Consider the following 16,928-nt stretch of genomic DNA (forward strand, 5'->3'; position numbering starts at 1 on the left):
CGTGAACATCGGTGCGGCGCCGAACTCCCATTCCACTGCGCTCCCCGGGGGACGACGTGCTCGACCGCATAGCCGACCTGACCTACCGCAGAGCACGAACCGTGCTCCTGCTCTCCCTGCTGGCCGTCGTGGCCCTGGCCGCCGTCGGCTTCGGAGCCTTCGGCAAACTCCAGGGCGGCGGGTTCGACGACCCCGACTCGCCCTCCTCGCGCGCCGCCGCGCTGATCGACGAGAAGTTCCACGGCGAGGACAACCTGGTCCTCCTCGTCCGCGCCAAGGGCGGCGACCTCGACGCGCCCGGCGCCGAGCAGGCCGGCCGGAAGCTGACCCGCGGACTGCGCGAGGAGCCCGGCGTCTCGCAGGTCACCTCCTACTGGGCGCCCGGCGGGGCGGCACTCACCTCCCGCGACGGCGCACAGGCGCTGGTCCTCGCACACATGGACCAGAACGACACCGAGCGGGTCACCGAGGTGACCGAAGCGTGGACGGGCGACCGCGGCGCGGTCACGGTCCGCGCGGGCGGCGGGGCCGCACTGAACGAGCAGGTCAACGCGCAGGTCTCCGAGGACCTCGCGGTGGCCGAGGGGATCGCCGTACCCGTGACCCTGGTCCTGCTCATCCTCGCCTTCGGCAGCGTCGTCGCCGCACTGCTGCCGCTGGCCATCGGGCTCGTGGCGATCCTGGGCACCTTCGCGGAGCTGTACGTCCTCGGCAGTGTCACGGACGTCTCGGTCTTCGCGGTCAACCTCACCACCGCGCTGGGACTCGGCCTGGGCATCGACTACGGGCTGCTGCTCGTCAGCCGCTTCCGCGAGCGGCTCGGCGCCGGGGACGACACGGCGCAGGCGCTCCGCACCACCGTCCGCACGGCGGGACGTACCGTGCTCTTCTCCGCCTCGACCGTCGTGGCGGCCCTCGCCGCCCTGCTGCTCTTCCCGCCGTTCTTCCTGCGCTCCTTCGCCTACGCGGGCATCGGAGTGGTGGCCATCGCCGCACTCTCGGCACTGTTCCTGGTCCCGGCGCTGCTGGCGGTGCTCGGGCACCGCGTGAACAACGGCCGGCTGCCGTGGGCGGACGCGGTGCGCAAGCCGGAAGCTCCGCTGTGGGGCCGGATGGCCCGCACCGTGATGCGGCGCCCGGCGCTGACCGCACTGCCGGTACTGGCCGTACTGCTGCTAGCCGCGAGCCCGCTGCTGGGCGCCACCTTCGGCACGCCGGACACCCGGGTGCTGCCCGAGAGCGCCGAGAGCCGCCAGGTCTCCACAGCGCTGCAGCAGGACTTCGCGGGCAACGACGCGGCAGGCATCTCCGTGGTCACCCGGGGCCGCGCCGACGCGCAGGCCGTGGACGCGTACGCCGCACGCCTCTCCCGGCTGGAGGGCGTCACCCGCGTCCAGGCGGCGACGGGCACCTACGCGCAGGGCCGCGCCGTGCGCGGCCCCGGAAAGGCGGGCCCCGCGTTCGAGGAGGACGGCATCCACCGGCTGTCCGTCACCTCGCGCCTGACCCCGGCCTCCGGACCGGCGCAGGACCTGGTGCGGGAGATCCGCGGCACGGCCGGGCCGGGCGGGACCGGGACGCTGGTGGGCGGCCAGGACGCACAGTTGATCGACTCCAAGGCCGCCATCGCCGACAAGCTGCCCGCTGCCGTGGCCTGGGTGATCGGCTCCACCTTCGTCCTGCTGTTCCTGTTCACCGGCAGCATCCTGCAGCCGCTGCGCGCCCTGGTGCTCAACGCGGTCAGCCTGACCGCCTCGATCGGCGCGATGGTGTGGATCTTCCAGGACGGCCACCTGTCCTCGCTGCTGGGCTTCACCGCGATGCCGATGGACACCTCCATGACGGTGCTGATGTTCTGCATCGTCTTCGGCCTCTCCATGGACTACGAGGTCTTCGTCACCAGCCGCATCAAGGAGCTGCACGACGCCGGCGCCGACCACCGCGAGGCGGTGACCGGCGGCCTCTCGCGCACCGGACGGATCGTGACCATGGCGGCGGGGCTGCTGGCGGTCAGCTTCTTCGCCTTCGCCACCAGCAAGGTCTCCTTCATCCAGATGTTCGGCCTCGGCAGCGGCCTGGCCATCCTGATCGACGCCGTCGCGGTGCGCGGCGTGCTGGTGCCCGCCGCCATGCGGCTGCTGGGGCGCTCGGCCTGGTACGCGCCCGGCCCACTGCGGCGGCTGCACGCCAGGGTGGGGCTGAGCGAGGCCGCGGACGAGCCCGAAGCGGCCGGGCCGCACCGCGAGGGGCCGGGCGAGCGGGAGCCGGAGCCGACCCGCACCGGAGTGTGACCCGCGCCTGAGCACAGCGCAGCGGCCCCCGTACCCGGCAGGCGCCGGGTACGGGGGCCGCTGCCGCGGAAGGCCGCCCGGCGGGGCCGGTGCCCCGCCGGGCCGGTGCCCCGACTACTTGCTGGTGAACTTCTCGTACTCCTTGAGGACCTCTTCGGTGGGTCCGTCGAGCAGCAGTTCGCCCTTCTCCAGCCACAGCACCCGCTCGCACGTGTCGCGGATGGACTTGTTGTTGTGGCTGACGAGGAAGACCGTCCCGGCGTCCTTGCGCAGCTCGCGGATGCGGGCCTCGGAGCGCTTCTGGAACCTCTTGTCACCGGTGGCCAGCGCCTCGTCGATCATGAGGACGTCGTGGTTCTTGGCCGCCGCGATGGAGAAGCGCAGCCGCGCGGCCATGCCGGAGGAGTAGGTGCGCATCGGGAGGGTGATGAAGTCGCCCTTCTCGTTGATGCCGGAGAAGTCGACGATGCCCTGGTAGCGGTGCTGGATCTCCTCCCGCGACATCCCCATCGCCAGCCCGCCGAGGACGACGTTCCGCTCCCCGGTCAGGTCGTTCATCATGGCCGCGTTGACCCCCAGCAGCGAGGGCTGGCCGTCGGTGTAGACCTTGCCGCTCTCCGCGGGCAGCAGCCCCGCGATGGCCTTGAGCAGCGTGGACTTGCCCGAGCCGTTGGAGCCGATGAGGCCGATGGCCTGGCCCCGGTAGGCGGTGAAGCTGACACCCCGCACCGCGTGCACCTCGCGCATCCCGCCGCCCGGCTTGCGGCGCACGATGCGGTTGAGGGCCGCGGTGGCGCTGCCCTTCCCCTTGGAGCCGCCGTAGACGCGGTAGACGATGTGCAGGTCCTCGGCGATGACGGTCGGCACCCAGGGGCCGGGGGTCTGCTCCGCCTCGGCCTCGGTCTTGGTGCCGGCGGGTGCTCCGCTCTGCTCGGTCTGCTCAGCCACGGCCATAACGCTCCTCCGCCTTCCAGAAGAAAACAAATCCGCCGACGCCGACGAGCACCGCCCAGCCGAGGGCGAGGGCCCAGACGTGCGGGGGGAGCTGGTCACTGGGGTACGCGTCGATGAGCGAGAACCGCATCAGGTCCATGTAGACGGCGGCGGGGTTGGCCTGCAGGAGATCGCTGACCCAGCCCGGTGCGTGCGCCCGGTTCTCCAGCATGTACTTCAGGGGGAACATCACGCCCGACCCGTACATCCACGTACGGGTGATGAAGGGCATGAGCTGCGCCAGGTCCGGCGTCCTGCTGCCGAGCCGGGCCAGGATCAGCGCGAGTCCGGTGTTGAAGACGAACTGGAAGGCCAGTGCGGGTACCACCAGCAGCCAGGAGAACTGCGGCAGCTTGCCGAACCCGAGCAGGATGACGACCAGCACGATCATCGAGTAGAGGAGCTGCTGGAGCTGCTGCAGCGCCACCGAGATCGGCAGCGCGGCGCGCGGGAAGTGCAGCGCGCGCACCAGCCCGAGGTTGGAGGAGATCGCCCGGACGCCGGTGAGCACCGAGGTCTGGGTGAAGGTGAAGACGAACACCCCGGTGATCAGGAACGGGATGTAGTTCTCCTGACCGCCCGGGGTGCCCTTCCGGCCGCCCAGCAGCAGGCCGAAGATGAAGTAGTAGACGGCCGCGTTCAGCAGCGGCGTGGCGACCTGCCACAACTGGCCCAGCTTCGCCTGGCTGTACTGTGCCGTCAGCTTCGCCCGGGAGAAGGCGAGAATGAAGTGCCGCCGGGCCCAGAGCTGCCGTACGTAGTCGGGCAGCGAAGGGCGCGCTCCGCTGACCGACAGCCCGTACTTGGCCGCGAGTTCGGCCGGAGTCAGCCGGTCGTCCAGTGACGGCGGAGGCAGTACGCCGACCGACTTGTCGGCACTGTCGTGGGTTTTCTCGCTCACGTTGGAAACTTTCGTCCTCACACTGCGCAAGTGGATCCGGGGCTGATGCTCGCAGGGACGAGCTTGTCAGATCACGGGCGGGCGTCCCAGCCGCGTCAGACGCCATACCGTACGCCACCGCATCGGCCTGCGCCTGCCCGCGGGCGTGGTCCAGCCCTCCTTGAAACCGCCCAGCCAGGCACGCAGCGCGGGCATGGAGGGGCGGCGGGCGAGCGTCAGCAGCAGCCATACGGTCAGGTACACGGGGACCAGCGGCGCGGGCAGGTTGCGGCGCGCGAGCCAGACCCGGTTGCGGGCGACCATCCGGTGGTAGACCGCGTGCCTGCTGGGGGCCGTGGTCGGGTGGTGCAGCACCATGTCGGCGCGGTACTCGATGCCCCAGCCGGCGTCCAGGGCGCGCCATGCCAGGTCGGTCTCCTCGTGCGCGTAGAAGAACTCGTCCGGCAGCCCGCCGACTTCCGCCAGCACCCGGGTGCGCACCGCGTTGGCGCCGCCCAGGAAGGTGGTGACCTTGGAGGAGCGCAGCGGGTCGGAGGCGCGCAGCCGGGGCACGTGCCGACGCTGGGTGACGCCGGTGTCCGGGTCGGCGATGCGGAAGGTGACGATGCCCAGCCCCGGGTCGGCCTCGAACGCCTCGCGCACCAGTTCGGCCGTGTCGGTCGAGGGCAGCAGCCCGTCGTCGTCCAGGAAGAGCAGCGCGTCCACCTCGCCGCCCGACGGCCCGAACGCCTCGATGCCGACATTCCGCCCACCGGGGATGCCGAGATTTTCCGGAAGCTCGACCGTCCGTACACCCTCCGGCAGCGCGGGCAACGGCGCGCCGTTACCCACCACGACCACCTCGACCGGTTCGCCCTCCTGATCGGCGACCGACTGCAGCAGCGCGCGCAGCTCCTCGGGACGGTTGCCCATCGTGAGCACGACGGCACCCAGACGCATGGCTTTCCCGCCCCCCGTCACTTCAGCCTGCTCGAGGCCAGGATGGACACCAGGTGCAGCAGCGTCTGGAGCACCGCGATGGCGGCGAGGACCACGACGCCGAGCCGGGTGAAGAACAGATCGCCGCGGATCTGGTCCACGATCGCGAGCACGAGGATCAGCAGCGATGCCTCGATCCCCAGGACCAGCCGGTGGAACTTGAGCGCGGCGGCCGCCCGGCGCGCCAGCGCGAGACCCGAGGAGCGCGGCTCGGCGGCCGACTCCTGGACCGGCGGCAGCCCGCCCTGGTGCCGGGCGACCCCGACCAGGTCGGACTCCGCCTTGATCAGGATGGCGCCGAGTGCGGCCAGCGTGCCGAGGAAGGCCCACAGCCAGTCGATCCGGCCGCCGCCCCACAGGTCGGCGGCGCGCAGCCCGAAGCCGACCAGCACCGCGGCGTCGCACAGGTAGGCCCCGACCCGGTCCAGGTACACCCCGCCCAGCGAGAACTGCTGCTTCCAGCGGGCCACCTCTCCGTCGACGCAGTCCAGCAGCAGGTAGAGCTGGACCATCACCACGCCCAGGACCGCGCCGGCGACCCCCGGGAGCAGCAGCGCGGGCAGCGCCAGCACCCCGGCGAGGGTCATCACGTAGGTGAGCTGGTTGGGGGTGACCCGGGTGTTCACCAGGTGCCGGTCGACGCGCAGCGAGAGTTCGCGCATGTAGAGCCGGCCCGCCCAGTGCTCGCCGCTCCGCCGGTCCTTCACCCCGGCGGGGTGAACGACCGGCCGGAGTTCAGCTACCGATGGTTTGTGCATAGTCCGCGTACGCGTCCCTGATCTGGTCGGTGGACAGGTCGAGGTGTTCCAGGATCGTGTACCGCCCGGGGCGGGTCTGCGGCGCGTACGCGACCGCCTCGACGAACTCGTCGGGGTCGAAGCCGATGTCGGCGGGCAGCACCGGCAGCTCGTGCCGCCGCAGCACCTCCACCATCAGCTTGGCCGTGTCCTTGTCCCCGCGCAGATAGGTGGCGAAGGCCGCGCCCAGGCCGCACTGCTCGCCGTGCGGCGCTGCCCGCCGCGGGTACAGCAGGTCGAAGGCGTGGTTGATCTCGTGGCAGGCGCCGGACGCGGGGCGGCTGTCCCCGGCGACCGACATCGAGATGCCGGTCAGCACCAGCCCCTCGGCCAGCACCTGGAGGAAGCCGTCGTCGCTGACGTCCCCCGGGTGGTGCAGGATCGCCTCGCCGGCCTGCCGGGCCATGGCCGCGGCCAGCCCGTCGATGTCCTCTCCGCGGACCTCGTGCCCCAGCTCCCAGTCCTTGACGGCCGAGATGTTGGAGATGACGTCGCCGATACCGGAGCGGATGTAGCGCTCGGGTGCCTCGCGGATCACGTCGAGGTCGATGACGACGGCGATCGGGTTGGGCACCCCGTAGGAGCCGCGTCCCGCGTCGTTGTCGAGGGTGGCGACCGGGGAGCACAGACCGTCGTGCGACAGGTTCGTCGCGACCGCCACCAGCGGCAGTCCGATGCGGGCCGCCGCGTACTTCGCACAGTCGATGATCTTGCCGCCGCCGAGCCCGACCACCGCGTCGTAGCGGCCGGAGGACTTCATGGCGTCGGCCAGCTCGACCGCGTCGTCGATGGTGCCGCCGCCCACCTCGTACCAGGAGGCGTTGGGCAGCAGCGGCGCGAACCTCTCGCGCAGCGCGGCCCCGGAGCCGCCGCTGATGGCGAAGGCGAGCTTGCCGTTGGTGGAGATCCGCTGATCGGCCAACAGGCCCGCCAGGTCGTCCAGTGCGCCGCGGCTGATGTCCACGACGACCGGCGACGGAATGAGGCGGGTCAGTACTGGCATGCGATCTCCCGACCCTTGGCGAGGTCGTCGTGGTTGTCGATCTCGACCCACTTGACGTCGCCGATCGGGGCGATGTCGACCTTGAAGCCGCGGTTGACCAGCTCCTGGTAGCCGTCCTCGTAGTAGAGCTGCGGGTCGCGCTCGAAGGTGGCCTTCAGCGCGTCGGCCAGCTCGGCGCCGGCCTCCGGCTCGATCAGGGTGAGCCCGATGTACTCGCCGGTGGCCTCGGCGGGGTCCATCAGCTTGGTGATGCGCTGGACGCCCTTGGCCGGGTCGACGACGACCTTCATCTCCTCGTCGGCGAGGTCCTTGACCGTGTCCAGGGCGAGGATGATCTTCTTGCCGTCGCCGCGCGCCTCCAGCAGCGTCTGCTCCACCGAGACGGGGTGCACGGTGTCGCCGTTGGCGAGCAGCACACCCTCCTTGAAGACCTCGCGGGCGCAGTAGAGGGAGTAGGCGTTGTTCCACTCCTCGGCCTTGTCGTTGTCGATCAGACGGAGCTTGACGCCGTGCTCGGCCTCCAGCTCGGCCTGCCGCTCGTAGACGGCCTCCTTGCGGTAGCCCACGACGACCGCGACGTCGGTGAGACCGACCTGGGCGAAGTTGGCCAGGGCGATGTCGAGCACGGTGGTGTCCCCGTCCACGGGCACCAGGGCCTTGGGCAGGGTGTCGGTGTAGGGGCGCAGACGCCGTCCGGCGCCGGCAGCCAGCACGAGGCCGATCATGCGGGTTCTCCTGTTTCGTCGTGTACTGCGGGTGCTTGCGACGACACCCAGAATCGGATGCTCTCGACGAGCACCACGGCCGCGACGACCACGGCGAGCGTGGTCAGCGCGAAGGTGAAGCCTTGGGTGCGGTCGCCGTCGCCGAGCTGGAGGGCCGCGGCGACGGTGACCAGCAGGGTCCGTCCTTCATGCCCCCCGACCGCCCGCACCAGCCAGTGCGGAGGCGCTCCGGTGCCACCGCGGATGCGGTACACCGTGTCGTAGTGATGGTAGGCGAGAGCCGCCACCAGCCCGAACGCCGCGGGGAGCGTGCCGTCGGTGTCGGCGCGGGCGGCGAGCACCAGGATCGTGCCGTATTCCGCGATACGGAAGACAGGGGGGAGCAGCCAGTCCAGCGGGCCCTTGAGCGGCCGGGCGAGGGCGACACCCGCGCACAGGGCGTAGCAGGCCGCGGCCGCCACCGGCCAGGCGCTGCCGAGCGGCGCGGCCCATGCGGTGGCGAGGATCACTGCGGCTCCCAGGAGGGCGACGGCCGGCACCCCGAGCCGGGGCAGCGGCAGCGGCCGCAGCAGCCGGCCGGAGAGCTCGGCGAGCGGGCCGCTGTCGGTGAGCGCGCGCACCCCCTCGGCGGCACGGTCGGTGCGGGCCCTGCGGTGCAGCGAGCGCAGCAGCCGGCCCGCGGTGGTGTAGCAGGCGGCGAGCGTGCCCGCGACCAGCAGCACGACGAGGGTGATGCGGGGTGTGGTGGCCGCGGTCAGCACGGCGATGAGGGCCCAGCGCTCCCCGATGGGCAGCACGATCATCCGCCGGGCCCACACGGTCCAGCCCGCGCTGTCCAGCTTGCTGGACAGCGCCGCGGTGCGGCTGGTGTTCCCGGTGACGTCGTGGCTGGCCTCGTTGAAGGAGAAGTCGACCGTGTGCCGCGCGGTCATCAGCAGCATGGCCCCGAGGGCCAGGGCCCACACGTCGTCGCCGCCGCGCGCCGCGCCCAGCGCCAGGCCCGCGTAGTACGCGTACTCCTTGGCCCGGTCGAAGGTGGCGTCCAGCCAGGCGCCGAGTGTGGAGTACTGCAGGTCGTAGCGGGCGAGCTGGCCGTCCGTCGCGTCCAGGACGAACGAGGCGATCAGCAGCACGCCGGCGGTCACGAAGCCCCAGCGCTGCCCGCTGGCGGCGCACCCGGCGGCGATGAGCGCGGTGATCAGCGAGGCGGTGGTGACCTGGTTGGGGGTCAGTCCGCGGCGGGCACACCAGCGGGCCAGGTAGCGCGAGTACGGGCTGATGCAGAAGGTGGTGAAGAAGCCGTCGCGGGACTTGACCGCGGAGCGCAGCCGGACCGCCTCGCCGTCGACCGCGGCGACGGCCTCTTCGGCCTCGGCGCGGGCGGCGTCGTCGGCGGGCACGGCCGCCACGAGTGTGCCCAGCTCGGGCCGGTGCACCTGGACGCCGGCCGCTTCCAGCGCCTCGGTCGCCGCCTGGGGGTCGCCGGCCGGGTCCCGCGGCAGCGCGTGCCGCGCCTCGGGGCCGACGGCGAGCACTCCGGGCAGGGCCCCGGCCGCGAAGCGCGGGTCCCGCAGCGCCAGCCGCAGCGCGTGGGTGTGGCCGACGAAGCGGGGGTCGATCAGGGCGACCCGCTCGTCCGCGGCGGTGGCGGCCAGTTCCGTGCCGACTGCGGTCGGACCGGAGGCCGCGCGCACCTCGAAGCCGAGCGAGCGCAGGTCGGCCTCGAGCGACGATCCGGCAACCGGCGGACCGGTGAGGATGGCGGTCGACAGAACGAACTCACTCCTTGGAAGCTGGCAGGCCCGCGCGAGATGAGGGACAACCGGGGCAGCGGGCAGCGTGCGCCGTCACCCGGAAGGGGTCGGCGGCACGTCGGCAGAGAGTATCGGATCGCCGGAGGGAGCCTTCACCGAGCGTTCATCGCCCCGCTGTTGTCCGGCGGGCGCCCGTGCGCCCCCAGCATGGTGGATCATGGGTTCCGGCCACAACCGGGGCCGATAGGGTTCGGGCATGACGTGGTTGATCACAGGCGGTGCGGGCTACATCGGCGCGCACGTCGCACGGGCCCTGACGGCCGCCGGTGAGCGAGTCGTCGCACTGGACGACCTGTCCACCGGGCTGGCCGAGCGGTTGCCCGCCGGGGTGCCGCTGGTGCGCGGCTCGGTACTGGACCGCCGGCTGCTGGACCGGACCCTGGCCGAGCACGGCGTGCGCGGTGTGATCCATCTCGCGGCCAGGAAGCAGGTGGGCGAGTCGGTCGAGCAGCCGCTGGCCTACTACGAGGAGAATCTGCACGGCCTCGTCACGCTGCTGGGCGCCGTGGTCGACGCGGGGGTGCGCGGCTTCGTCTTCTCCTCCTCCGCGGCCGTCTACGGGATGCCGGACGTGGACCTGGTCACCGAGCAGACCCCCACGGTGCCGATGAACCCCTACGGCGAGACCAAGCTGGCCGGCGAGTGGCTGGTGCGGGCGACGGGGCGGGCCCACGGGCTGTCCACCGCCTGCCTGCGCTACTTCAACGTCGCCGGGACCGCGCGGCCCGAGCTCTCCGACACCGGCGTCTTCAACATCGTCCCGATGTTCTTCGACGCGCTGACCCGCGGGGAGCCGCCCAGGATCTTCGGCGACGACTATCCGACCCCGGACGGCACCTGCGTGCGGGACTACATCCATGTGCAGGATCTGGCCGAGGCCCATGTGGCGGCGGCCCGTGCGACGGTGGGCGACGGCCCGCGGCCGGGCGGGGGCGGCGATCTGACGGTGAACGTCGGCACCGGCTCGGGGGTCTCGGTGCGGGAGATGGCCGATCTCGTCGCCGAGGTCACCGGCGGGCGGGGTCCGGCGCCCCTGGTGGTGCCGCGCCGCCCCGGCGATCCGGCGCGGGTGGTGGCCTCGGCTGAGCGGATCCGCGAGGAGCTGGGCTGGGAGCCCCGCCACGGGGTGCGCGAGATGGTCGCCTCGGCGTGGGAGGGCTGGCTGCTGCACCACCCGGAGGCGCGTCCGACGACGATCTGACGGCCGGATCGTCACCGATCAGCGCTGATGGGCACAGACGCGCACGTTGCAGGCACTATCCCGCAGAATGCGGAATTACCGCGTCGACTGCGGCACACTGGACCCGCTGCCCACCGGCCCACCCCGAAGGATCACCATGGCGAACAGCTCAGCCGCCCCGATCATGCTCGAACTGGTAGACGAGGACGGGACGACGATCGGCACGGCGGAGAAGCTCTCCGCCCATGTGGCCCCCGGGCGGCTGCACCGCGCCTTCTCCGTCTTCCTCTTCGACGAGGAGGGCCGACTGCTGCTCCAGCGGCGGGCGCTGGGCAAATACCACTCCCCGGGCGTGTGGTCCAACACCTGCTGCGGGCACCCGTACCCCGGCGAGCCGCCGTTCGCCGCCGCGGCCCGGCGGGTCGGCGAGGAACTGGGGGTGGCTCCCTCGCTGCTGCGGGAGGCGGGCACCGTCCGCTACAACCACCCGGACCCCGCCTCGGGGCTGGTGGAGCAGGAGTTCAACCACCTGTTCGTCGGACTGCTGCGGGAGGAGCCCCGGCCGGATCCGGCGGAGATCTCCGAGACGGCCTTTGTGACGTGGGACGAACTGGAGAAGCGGCATGCCGTCGACACCTTCTCCACCTGGTTCATGACCGTGCTGGACGCGGCGCGTCCGGCGATCCGCACGGTGACGGGCGGCGCCGGGAGCTGGTGAGACGGCACGCCGGTTCGAACGGTCCGGGCGGTCCGGGCGGTCCGGCCACGGGGGCCCGCCGCCCGGACCGCTGCCGGGAGCCGCGGGGAGCCGCGGCCCGCAGACCGGCCGTGGCCCGACTCCCCGGTTCCCCGGTGAGCACGGCCCGCGGCGCCGCGCGGCGGGCTCCTCGGCCTCCTCAGCGGGAGCCGGACTCCCCGGCACCCGCCGCCGGGAGGTGCAGCGGCAGCGCGGCCCAGACGACCTTGCCGCCGGTGTCCGTCTGCTCCACGTCGCAGCGACCGCCCGCCTCCGCGGTGAGCGCCTTGACCAGCAGCAGGCCCCGCCCGCCTGTGTGCTCCCGGAACGGTTCGGCCTCCAGCGCCTTGGGCCGGTAGGGATGGCCGTCCTCCACCGCCACCCGCAGCCATCCGCCGCCCAGTGAGACCTCGACGGCGAGGTCGGGCGAGAGCAGCGCCGCGTGCTGCACGGCGTTGGTGACCAGCTCCGAGAGGATCAGCAGCGCCCCTTGGAGCACCTCCTCCGGCACCCGGGCCGGCCGGCGCTCCAGCAGCTCGCGCACGGCATGCCGCAGTCCGGGCACCGAGGGGGCGGCCGTCGGCGCCGTGAACCGCCAGTTCCCCTCCCCCGACGGCCCGAAGGCGCCGGGGCGCCCGGACACCGGCGGGGTCCCGCGGACACATCCGAGGGTCCCGGGCCCGGCCGGACGCTCACGCTCCGGGCGCGGTCGCGGGGGCAGCACGGCGGCAGCCGCGGGCACCGCCCCTGCCGCAGCACCGCGTGCCGCGCTCAGGGGACCGCACGTCTCCCCGGCTGGTGGAGCCTCGTCGACAACTCCGGACAGCTGCCCACCGCGGCTCTCCATCTCCGCACCCACTCTCCTGCTCGGTACCTGGATGTACTTGCAGATGTACTTGCATTGCATGGTGGTACCGCGCGGTGCAGACCTGAGCGGGTGACCGTAACTTGGCACGTATCGATGGCATTTGACAGAAGACTTACGCCACTGGCAGCTCCAGGACAGATCCTGACACTTCCCGGATACGATCACGCTCATGGAGCCGACCCTGCGCACCGCACGCGACGAGGGCGTCGCGACCCTGACCATCGACCGTCCGGCCAAGCGCAACGCGATGACCCCCGCCATGTGGCGAGAGCTGCCCGGACTGCTGGCGGAGTTCGCGGCCGACCCCGCCGTACGGGTCCTGGTGCTGACCGGGGCGCAGGGCACCTTCTGCGCGGGAGCGGACATCGGCGCCCTGCAGGACGCGGCCCGGGCCGGACACCCCGGGGCGGGACAGCCCGGGAACGAGAGCCCCGGCGGCGCGGCCCGCGCGCAGCAGACACTCGCCGTCACCGCGGAGGAGGCCCTCGCGGCCTTCCCCAAGCCCACGCTGGCGGCCGTGCACGGGCACTGCGTGGGCGGCGGCTGCCAGCTCGCCGCCGCCTGCGACCTGCGGTTCGCCGCACACGACGCGCTCTTCGGGATCACCCCGGCCAAGCTGGGCATCGTCTATCCGGCCTCCTCGACCGAGCGCCTGGTGCGCCTGGTGGGACCGGCCACCGCCAAGTTCCTGCTCTACTCGGGGGAGCTGATCGACGCGGAGCGGGCACTGCGCACCGGACTGGTCGACGAGGTGCACCGCGGGGAGGAACTCGACGAGAGAGTCGCCGAGTTCGCGCGGACCCTCACCGCACGCTCCGCGCTGACCCAGGCGGCCGCCAAGGACTTCGCGGACGGGCGCACCGGCCCCGACCGGGTCGAACACTGGCAGCGCGAGGCGGCGGGGAGCGGCGACGCGGCCGAGGGGGTGGCCGCCTTCCTGGAGCGGCGCGCTCCGCGCTTCGGCGCCCCGCGGCACTGAAGCGGCGGCACCGCCCACCGGATCGCCGGCTACGCACCGCCGCGGGCGACAGCGCCGCGGGCGGGCCCCGGGACCGCGCGGGGAGACCGCCCTGCGGTCGGCCCGGCACCCGACGCCCCGGCCCGGCGGGGGCGGCCTGCGAAGGGTACGCGGCGGGTCGGGACCCGCCTGTTCCCCGCCCTTCAAGTCGTCCGTACCGACCGGTAGCGTACGGGCATGACGCCACTTCCCGAACGCGCCGGGCGGCGCTGCCACAACGCCCTCAACGCCCTGCACTCCGCGCTCTACTTCTCACCCGCGCTGGGGAAGGAACTCTCGCCCTACGGCATCGACGACCCGCACGCCATCAATCTGTCCTCGCGGTCCGCGCCGCTGGGCGCGGTGGGCGCGGGCGCGGTGACGGCCTCCTTCTACAACTACAGCCACGCGCTGGTCGCGCGGTTCGTGCCCGCGGTGTGGGACGCCGCCTCGCCCGAGACGGTCCTGGCCGCGCGCCTGCGCGCGGCCGACACGATGCTGCGGCACCTGCTGGGCGAGGAGGCCGTCCGCTCGGCGGAGATGACAGAGGCCGCCCGGCTGGCGCTGCGCGCCACCGAGGGGTGCACCCGCTCCGGACGGCCGCTGCACGCCGCGAACGCGGACCTTCCGGTCCCCTCGGTCGACGAGACGCCGCACCTGGCGCTGTGGCACGCGGCGACGCTGCTGCGCGAGCACCGCGGGGACGGCCACATCGCCGCGCTGCAGAACGCCGAACTCGACGCGCTGGAAGCCCTGGTCAGCCACACCGCCAGCGGGCACGGGATGAACCCCAAGTGGGTGATGAGCACCCGCGGCTACAACGCGCAGGACTGGACCGCCGCACAGCAGCGGCTGACCGGACGCGGGCTGCTGGACGGCGAGGGCGAGCTGACCGAGCGGGGCGCCGAGCTGCGCAAGCACCTGGAGGAGGAGACCGACCGGCTGGACCGCCGCCCCTACGAACTGCTGGGTGCCGAGGGCGTGGCCCGGCTGACCGAGCTGGCGGGCGGGTTCACGCACACGGCGGTCGGGGCGGGCGCGTTCCCCGCCGACCTGCTCGGCAAGGGCTGAGCCGCAGCAGCGGGGCGGGCGCCGCCCGCCCCGCGGGGCCCGCCGTCGCGCCCGCCTGCACGGGCCTGTCGGACACGCCTGCCACAATGCATGCCTACCGGGGGACAACAGCACCGAGAAGGCGGAACGAACCATCGTGACGACGACGATCGAAGGCAGGATCGCCGAGGAACTCGGCGTACGCGAGCGGCAGGTCCGCGCCGCAGTCGAGCTGCTCGACGGCGGGTCGACCGTGCCGTTCATCGCGCGCTACCGCAAGGAAGCGACCGAGACGCTCGACGACGCGCAGTTGCGCTCCCTGGAGGAGCGGCTGCGCTATCTGCGGGAGCTGGAGGAGCGGCGCGCGTCGATCCTGGAGTCCGTGCGCGGCCAGGGGAAGCTCACCGAGGAGCTCGCGGAGCAGATCCGGGCCGCCGACTCCAAAGCGCGCCTGGAGGACATCTACCTGCCCTACAAGCCCAAGCGGCGCACCAAGGCGCAGATCGCCCGCGAGGCCGGCCTCGAGCCGCTCGCCGAGGGGCTGCTCGCGGACCCGTCGGTGGAGCCGCCGGCCGCTGCCGCCGCCTTCGTCGACGCCGACAAGGGCGTCGGGGACGCCGCAGCGGCCCTGGAGGGCGCGCGCGCCATCCTCGCCGAGCGCTTCAGCGAGGACGCCGACCTGATCGGCGAGCTGCGCGAGCGCATGTGGGGGCGGGGCCGGCTGGCCGCCCGGGTGCGGGAGGGCAAGGAGGAGCAGGGCGCCAAGTTCGCCGACTACTTCGACTTCTCCGAGAGCTTCACCGAGCTGCCCTCGCACCGGATCCTGGCGCTGCTGCGGGCCGAGAAGGAGGAAGTGCTCGACCTCACGATGGAGCCCGAGCCGGCCGGAGCGGAGCAGGAGGGCCCGAGCTCCTACGAGCGTTCGGTCGCGCACCGCTTCGGCGTGCGCGACGAGGGCCGCCCGGCGGACCCGTGGCTGGCGGAGACGGTGCGCTGGGCGTGGCGTACCCGGATCCTGGTGCACCTGGGCATCGATCTGCGCACCCGGCTGCGCGCCGCGGCCGAGGACGAGGCGGTGCGGGTCTTCGCGACCAACCTGCGCGATCTGCTGCTGGCCGCTCCCGCCGGGACCCGTGCCACCCTCGGCCTGGACCCGGGGCTGCGGACGGGCGTGAAGGTGGCCGTGATCGACGCGACGGGCAAGGTCGCCGCCACGGACACGGTCTATCCGCACGCGCCGCAGAAACAGTGGGACGAGGCGCTGGCGAGGCTGGCCGCGCTCGCCGAGGCGCATCAGGTGGAACTGGTCGCGATCGGGAACGGCACGGCCTCCCGCGAGACGGACAAGCTGGCCGGTGAGCTCGTCGCCGCGAAGCCGGAGCTGAAGCTGACGAAGGTGATGGTCTCGGAGGCGGGTGCCTCGGTCTACTCCGCCTCGGCCTACGCCTCGCAGGAGCTGCCCGAGCTGGACGTGTCGCTGCGCGGCGCGGTCTCCATCGCCCGCCGGCTGCAGGACCCGCTGGCCGAGCTGGTGAAGATCGACCCGAAGTCCATCGGCGTGGGCCAGTACCAGCACGACCTGTCCGAGGTGAAGCTGTCGCGCTCGCTGGACGCCGTGGTGGAGGACTGCGTGAACGGCGTCGGGGTGGACGTCAACACGGCTTCCGCTCCGCTGCTCTCCCGGGTGTCGGGGATCGGCTCGGTGCTGGCGGAGAACATCGTGGCGCACCGGGACGCGCACGGCCCGTTCAAGGGCCGCCAGGAGCTCAAGGACGTCTCCCGGCTCGGCCCCAAGGCGTTCGAGCAGTGCGCGGGCTTCCTGCGCATCCGCGGCGGCGACCCGCTGGACGCCTCGGCGGTGCACCCGGAGGCGTATCCGGTGGTGCGCGGGATGGTCGCCAGGGCGGGCACCGACGTGCCGTCGCTGATCGGCAACGCGAAGGCGCTGCGGGCGCTCGATCCGCAGGAGTTCGTGGACGGCTCGTTCGGGCTGCCCACCGTCACCGACATCCTGCGCGAGCTGGAGAAGCCGGGCCGCGACCCGCGGCCCGCGTTCCGCACGGCGAGCTTCAAGGAGGGGGTCGAGAAGCTCGGCGACCTCTCCGCCGGCATGGTGCTGGAGGGCGTGGTCACCAACGTCGCGGCGTTCGGCGCCTTCGTGGACGTCGGTGTGCACCAGGACGGCCTGGTGCATGTCTCGGCGATGTCGAAGACGTTCGTGAAGGACCCGCGCGACGTGGTCAAGCCCGGCGACATCGTCCGGGTGCGGGTGCTGGAGGTCGACGAGGCGCGGAAGCGGATCTCGCTCACCCTGCGGCTGGACGACGAGCCCGGGACGGGCGGGGGCGGCGGTGCGCGGCGCGGCGGCCGGGACCGGCGCCGCGACGGCTCCGGCAAGGCCCCCGCGGGTGCCCCGCGGCAGCGGCAGGGTTCGCCCAAGGGTGGCTCGGGCGGCGGCAAGCGCCGGGGCCAGGGCGCGCCGGCTCCGGCGCCGAACAACAGCGAGATGGCCGAAGCGCTCCGCCGCGCGGGCCTGGCCTGACCGGCGGTCCGAGCGGCCGGCCGGCAGTGCGCCGGGGACGGGTGACACCTCGT

General features: G+C 72.8%; 14 protein-coding genes. 6 read left to right on the top strand and 8 right to left on the bottom strand.

Features of this window, described 5'->3' with window-relative positions:
• Positions 1-56: 56 nt before the first annotated feature.
• Complete coding sequence (locus tag BMX65_RS15580) at positions 57-2,291, top strand: MMPL family transporter (RefSeq protein ID WP_075000863.1); 2,235 nt, start codon at positions 57-59, stop codon at positions 2,289-2,291.
• A 114-nt stretch (positions 2,292-2,405) separates the two neighbouring features.
• On the opposite strand, the gene BMX65_RS15585 is transcribed toward BMX65_RS15580, so the two are convergent.
• From BMX65_RS15585 to BMX65_RS15615, 7 genes are all read right to left on the bottom strand, one after another.
• A complete protein-coding gene (locus BMX65_RS15585; RefSeq protein ID WP_075000864.1) occupies positions 2,406-3,245 on the bottom strand; it encodes an ABC transporter ATP-binding protein in 840 nt (279 codons plus the stop codon).
• The gene (locus tag BMX65_RS15590; protein ID WP_075000865.1) at positions 3,232-4,185 is read right to left on the bottom strand and encodes an ABC transporter permease; all 954 of its coding nucleotides are present in this window, start codon (positions 4,183-4,185) and stop codon (positions 3,232-3,234) included. Before BMX65_RS15590 ends, BMX65_RS15585 begins: the two co-directional genes overlap by 14 nt.
• Before the next feature lie 66 nt (positions 4,186-4,251).
• On the bottom strand, positions 4,252-5,124 hold the full coding sequence (locus BMX65_RS15595) for a glycosyltransferase family 2 protein (RefSeq protein WP_075000866.1): 873 nt from the start codon (positions 5,122-5,124) through the stop codon (positions 4,252-4,254).
• A gap of 17 nt (positions 5,125-5,141) precedes the next feature.
• Positions 5,142-5,921, bottom strand: coding sequence for a CDP-alcohol phosphatidyltransferase family protein (locus BMX65_RS15600; RefSeq protein ID WP_075000867.1), 780 nt, complete (start codon positions 5,919-5,921; stop codon positions 5,142-5,144).
• On the bottom strand, positions 5,899-6,963 hold the full coding sequence (locus tag BMX65_RS15605) for an iron-containing alcohol dehydrogenase family protein (protein WP_019358592.1): 1,065 nt from the start codon (positions 6,961-6,963) through the stop codon (positions 5,899-5,901). Before BMX65_RS15605 ends, BMX65_RS15600 begins: the two co-directional genes overlap by 23 nt.
• Positions 6,951-7,688, bottom strand: a complete 738-nt coding sequence (locus tag BMX65_RS15610) for a phosphocholine cytidylyltransferase family protein (RefSeq protein ID WP_075000868.1) — start codon at positions 7,686-7,688, stop codon at positions 6,951-6,953. The genes BMX65_RS15605 and BMX65_RS15610 overlap by 13 nt, the downstream gene beginning before the upstream one ends.
• The gene (locus BMX65_RS15615) at positions 7,685-9,460 is read right to left on the bottom strand and encodes a DUF5941 domain-containing protein (RefSeq protein WP_075000869.1); all 1,776 of its coding nucleotides are present in this window, start codon (positions 9,458-9,460) and stop codon (positions 7,685-7,687) included. Before BMX65_RS15615 ends, BMX65_RS15610 begins: the two co-directional genes overlap by 4 nt.
• Before the next feature lie 238 nt (positions 9,461-9,698).
• Between BMX65_RS15615 and galE the strand changes: the two genes are divergently transcribed.
• Both galE and idi read left to right on the top strand, forming a co-directional pair.
• Positions 9,699-10,703 (top strand): UDP-glucose 4-epimerase GalE, encoded by a 1,005-nt coding sequence (galE, locus tag BMX65_RS15620; protein ID WP_075000870.1) that lies wholly within the window; start codon positions 9,699-9,701, stop codon positions 10,701-10,703.
• Between the two features lie 136 nt (positions 10,704-10,839).
• Complete coding sequence (gene idi / locus BMX65_RS15625; protein WP_075000871.1) at positions 10,840-11,400, top strand: isopentenyl-diphosphate Delta-isomerase; 561 nt, start codon at positions 10,840-10,842, stop codon at positions 11,398-11,400.
• 178 nt (positions 11,401-11,578) lie between these two features.
• On the opposite strand, the gene BMX65_RS15630 is transcribed toward idi, so the two are convergent.
• Positions 11,579-12,061 carry an ATP-binding protein gene (locus BMX65_RS15630; protein WP_075000872.1) on the bottom strand — a complete coding sequence of 161 codons (483 nt, stop codon included), beginning with the start codon at positions 12,059-12,061 and terminating at the stop codon, positions 11,579-11,581.
• A gap of 394 nt (positions 12,062-12,455) precedes the next feature.
• On the opposite strand from BMX65_RS15630, the gene BMX65_RS15635 reads away from it, so the two are divergent.
• The 3 genes from BMX65_RS15635 (at position 12,456) to BMX65_RS15645 (ending at position 16,875) form a co-directional block, all read left to right on the top strand.
• Positions 12,456-13,265 carry an enoyl-CoA hydratase/isomerase family protein gene (locus tag BMX65_RS15635; protein ID WP_075000873.1) on the top strand — a complete coding sequence of 270 codons (810 nt, stop codon included), beginning with the start codon at positions 12,456-12,458 and terminating at the stop codon, positions 13,263-13,265.
• A 216-nt stretch (positions 13,266-13,481) separates the two neighbouring features.
• Positions 13,482-14,354, top strand: coding sequence for an SCO6745 family protein (locus BMX65_RS15640; RefSeq protein ID WP_075000874.1), 873 nt, complete (start codon positions 13,482-13,484; stop codon positions 14,352-14,354).
• A gap of 136 nt (positions 14,355-14,490) precedes the next feature.
• Positions 14,491-16,875 carry a Tex family protein gene (locus tag BMX65_RS15645; RefSeq protein WP_075000875.1) on the top strand — a complete coding sequence of 795 codons (2,385 nt, stop codon included), beginning with the start codon at positions 14,491-14,493 and terminating at the stop codon, positions 16,873-16,875.
• Positions 16,876-16,928 lie beyond the last annotated feature (53 nt).

It is taken from the genome of Streptomyces qinglanensis, from assembly GCF_900111245.1.
Classification (GTDB): Bacteria; Actinomycetota; Actinomycetes; order Streptomycetales; family Streptomycetaceae; genus Streptomyces; species Streptomyces qinglanensis.

Coding starts and splice junctions, on each gene's coding strand:
- BMX65_RS15585 (WP_075000864.1), bottom strand. CDS start 3,245: ATGGCCGTGGCTGAGCAGACCGAGCAGAGCGGAGCACCCGCCGGCACC.
- BMX65_RS15595 (WP_075000866.1), bottom strand. CDS start 5,124: ATGCGTCTGGGTGCCGTCGTGCTCACGATGGGCAACCGTCCCGAGGAG.
- BMX65_RS15600 (WP_075000867.1), bottom strand. CDS start 5,921: ATGCACAAACCATCGGTAGCTGAACTCCGGCCGGTCGTTCACCCCGCC.
- BMX65_RS15605 (WP_019358592.1), bottom strand. CDS start 6,963: ATGCCAGTACTGACCCGCCTCATTCCGTCGCCGGTCGTCGTGGACATC.
- BMX65_RS15610 (WP_075000868.1), bottom strand. CDS start 7,688: ATGATCGGCCTCGTGCTGGCTGCCGGCGCCGGACGGCGTCTGCGCCCC.
- galE (WP_075000870.1), top strand. CDS start 9,699: ATGACGTGGTTGATCACAGGCGGTGCGGGCTACATCGGCGCGCACGTC.
- idi (WP_075000871.1), top strand. CDS start 10,840: ATGGCGAACAGCTCAGCCGCCCCGATCATGCTCGAACTGGTAGACGAG.
- BMX65_RS15635 (WP_075000873.1), top strand. CDS start 12,456: ATGGAGCCGACCCTGCGCACCGCACGCGACGAGGGCGTCGCGACCCTG.
- BMX65_RS15640 (WP_075000874.1), top strand. CDS start 13,482: ATGACGCCACTTCCCGAACGCGCCGGGCGGCGCTGCCACAACGCCCTC.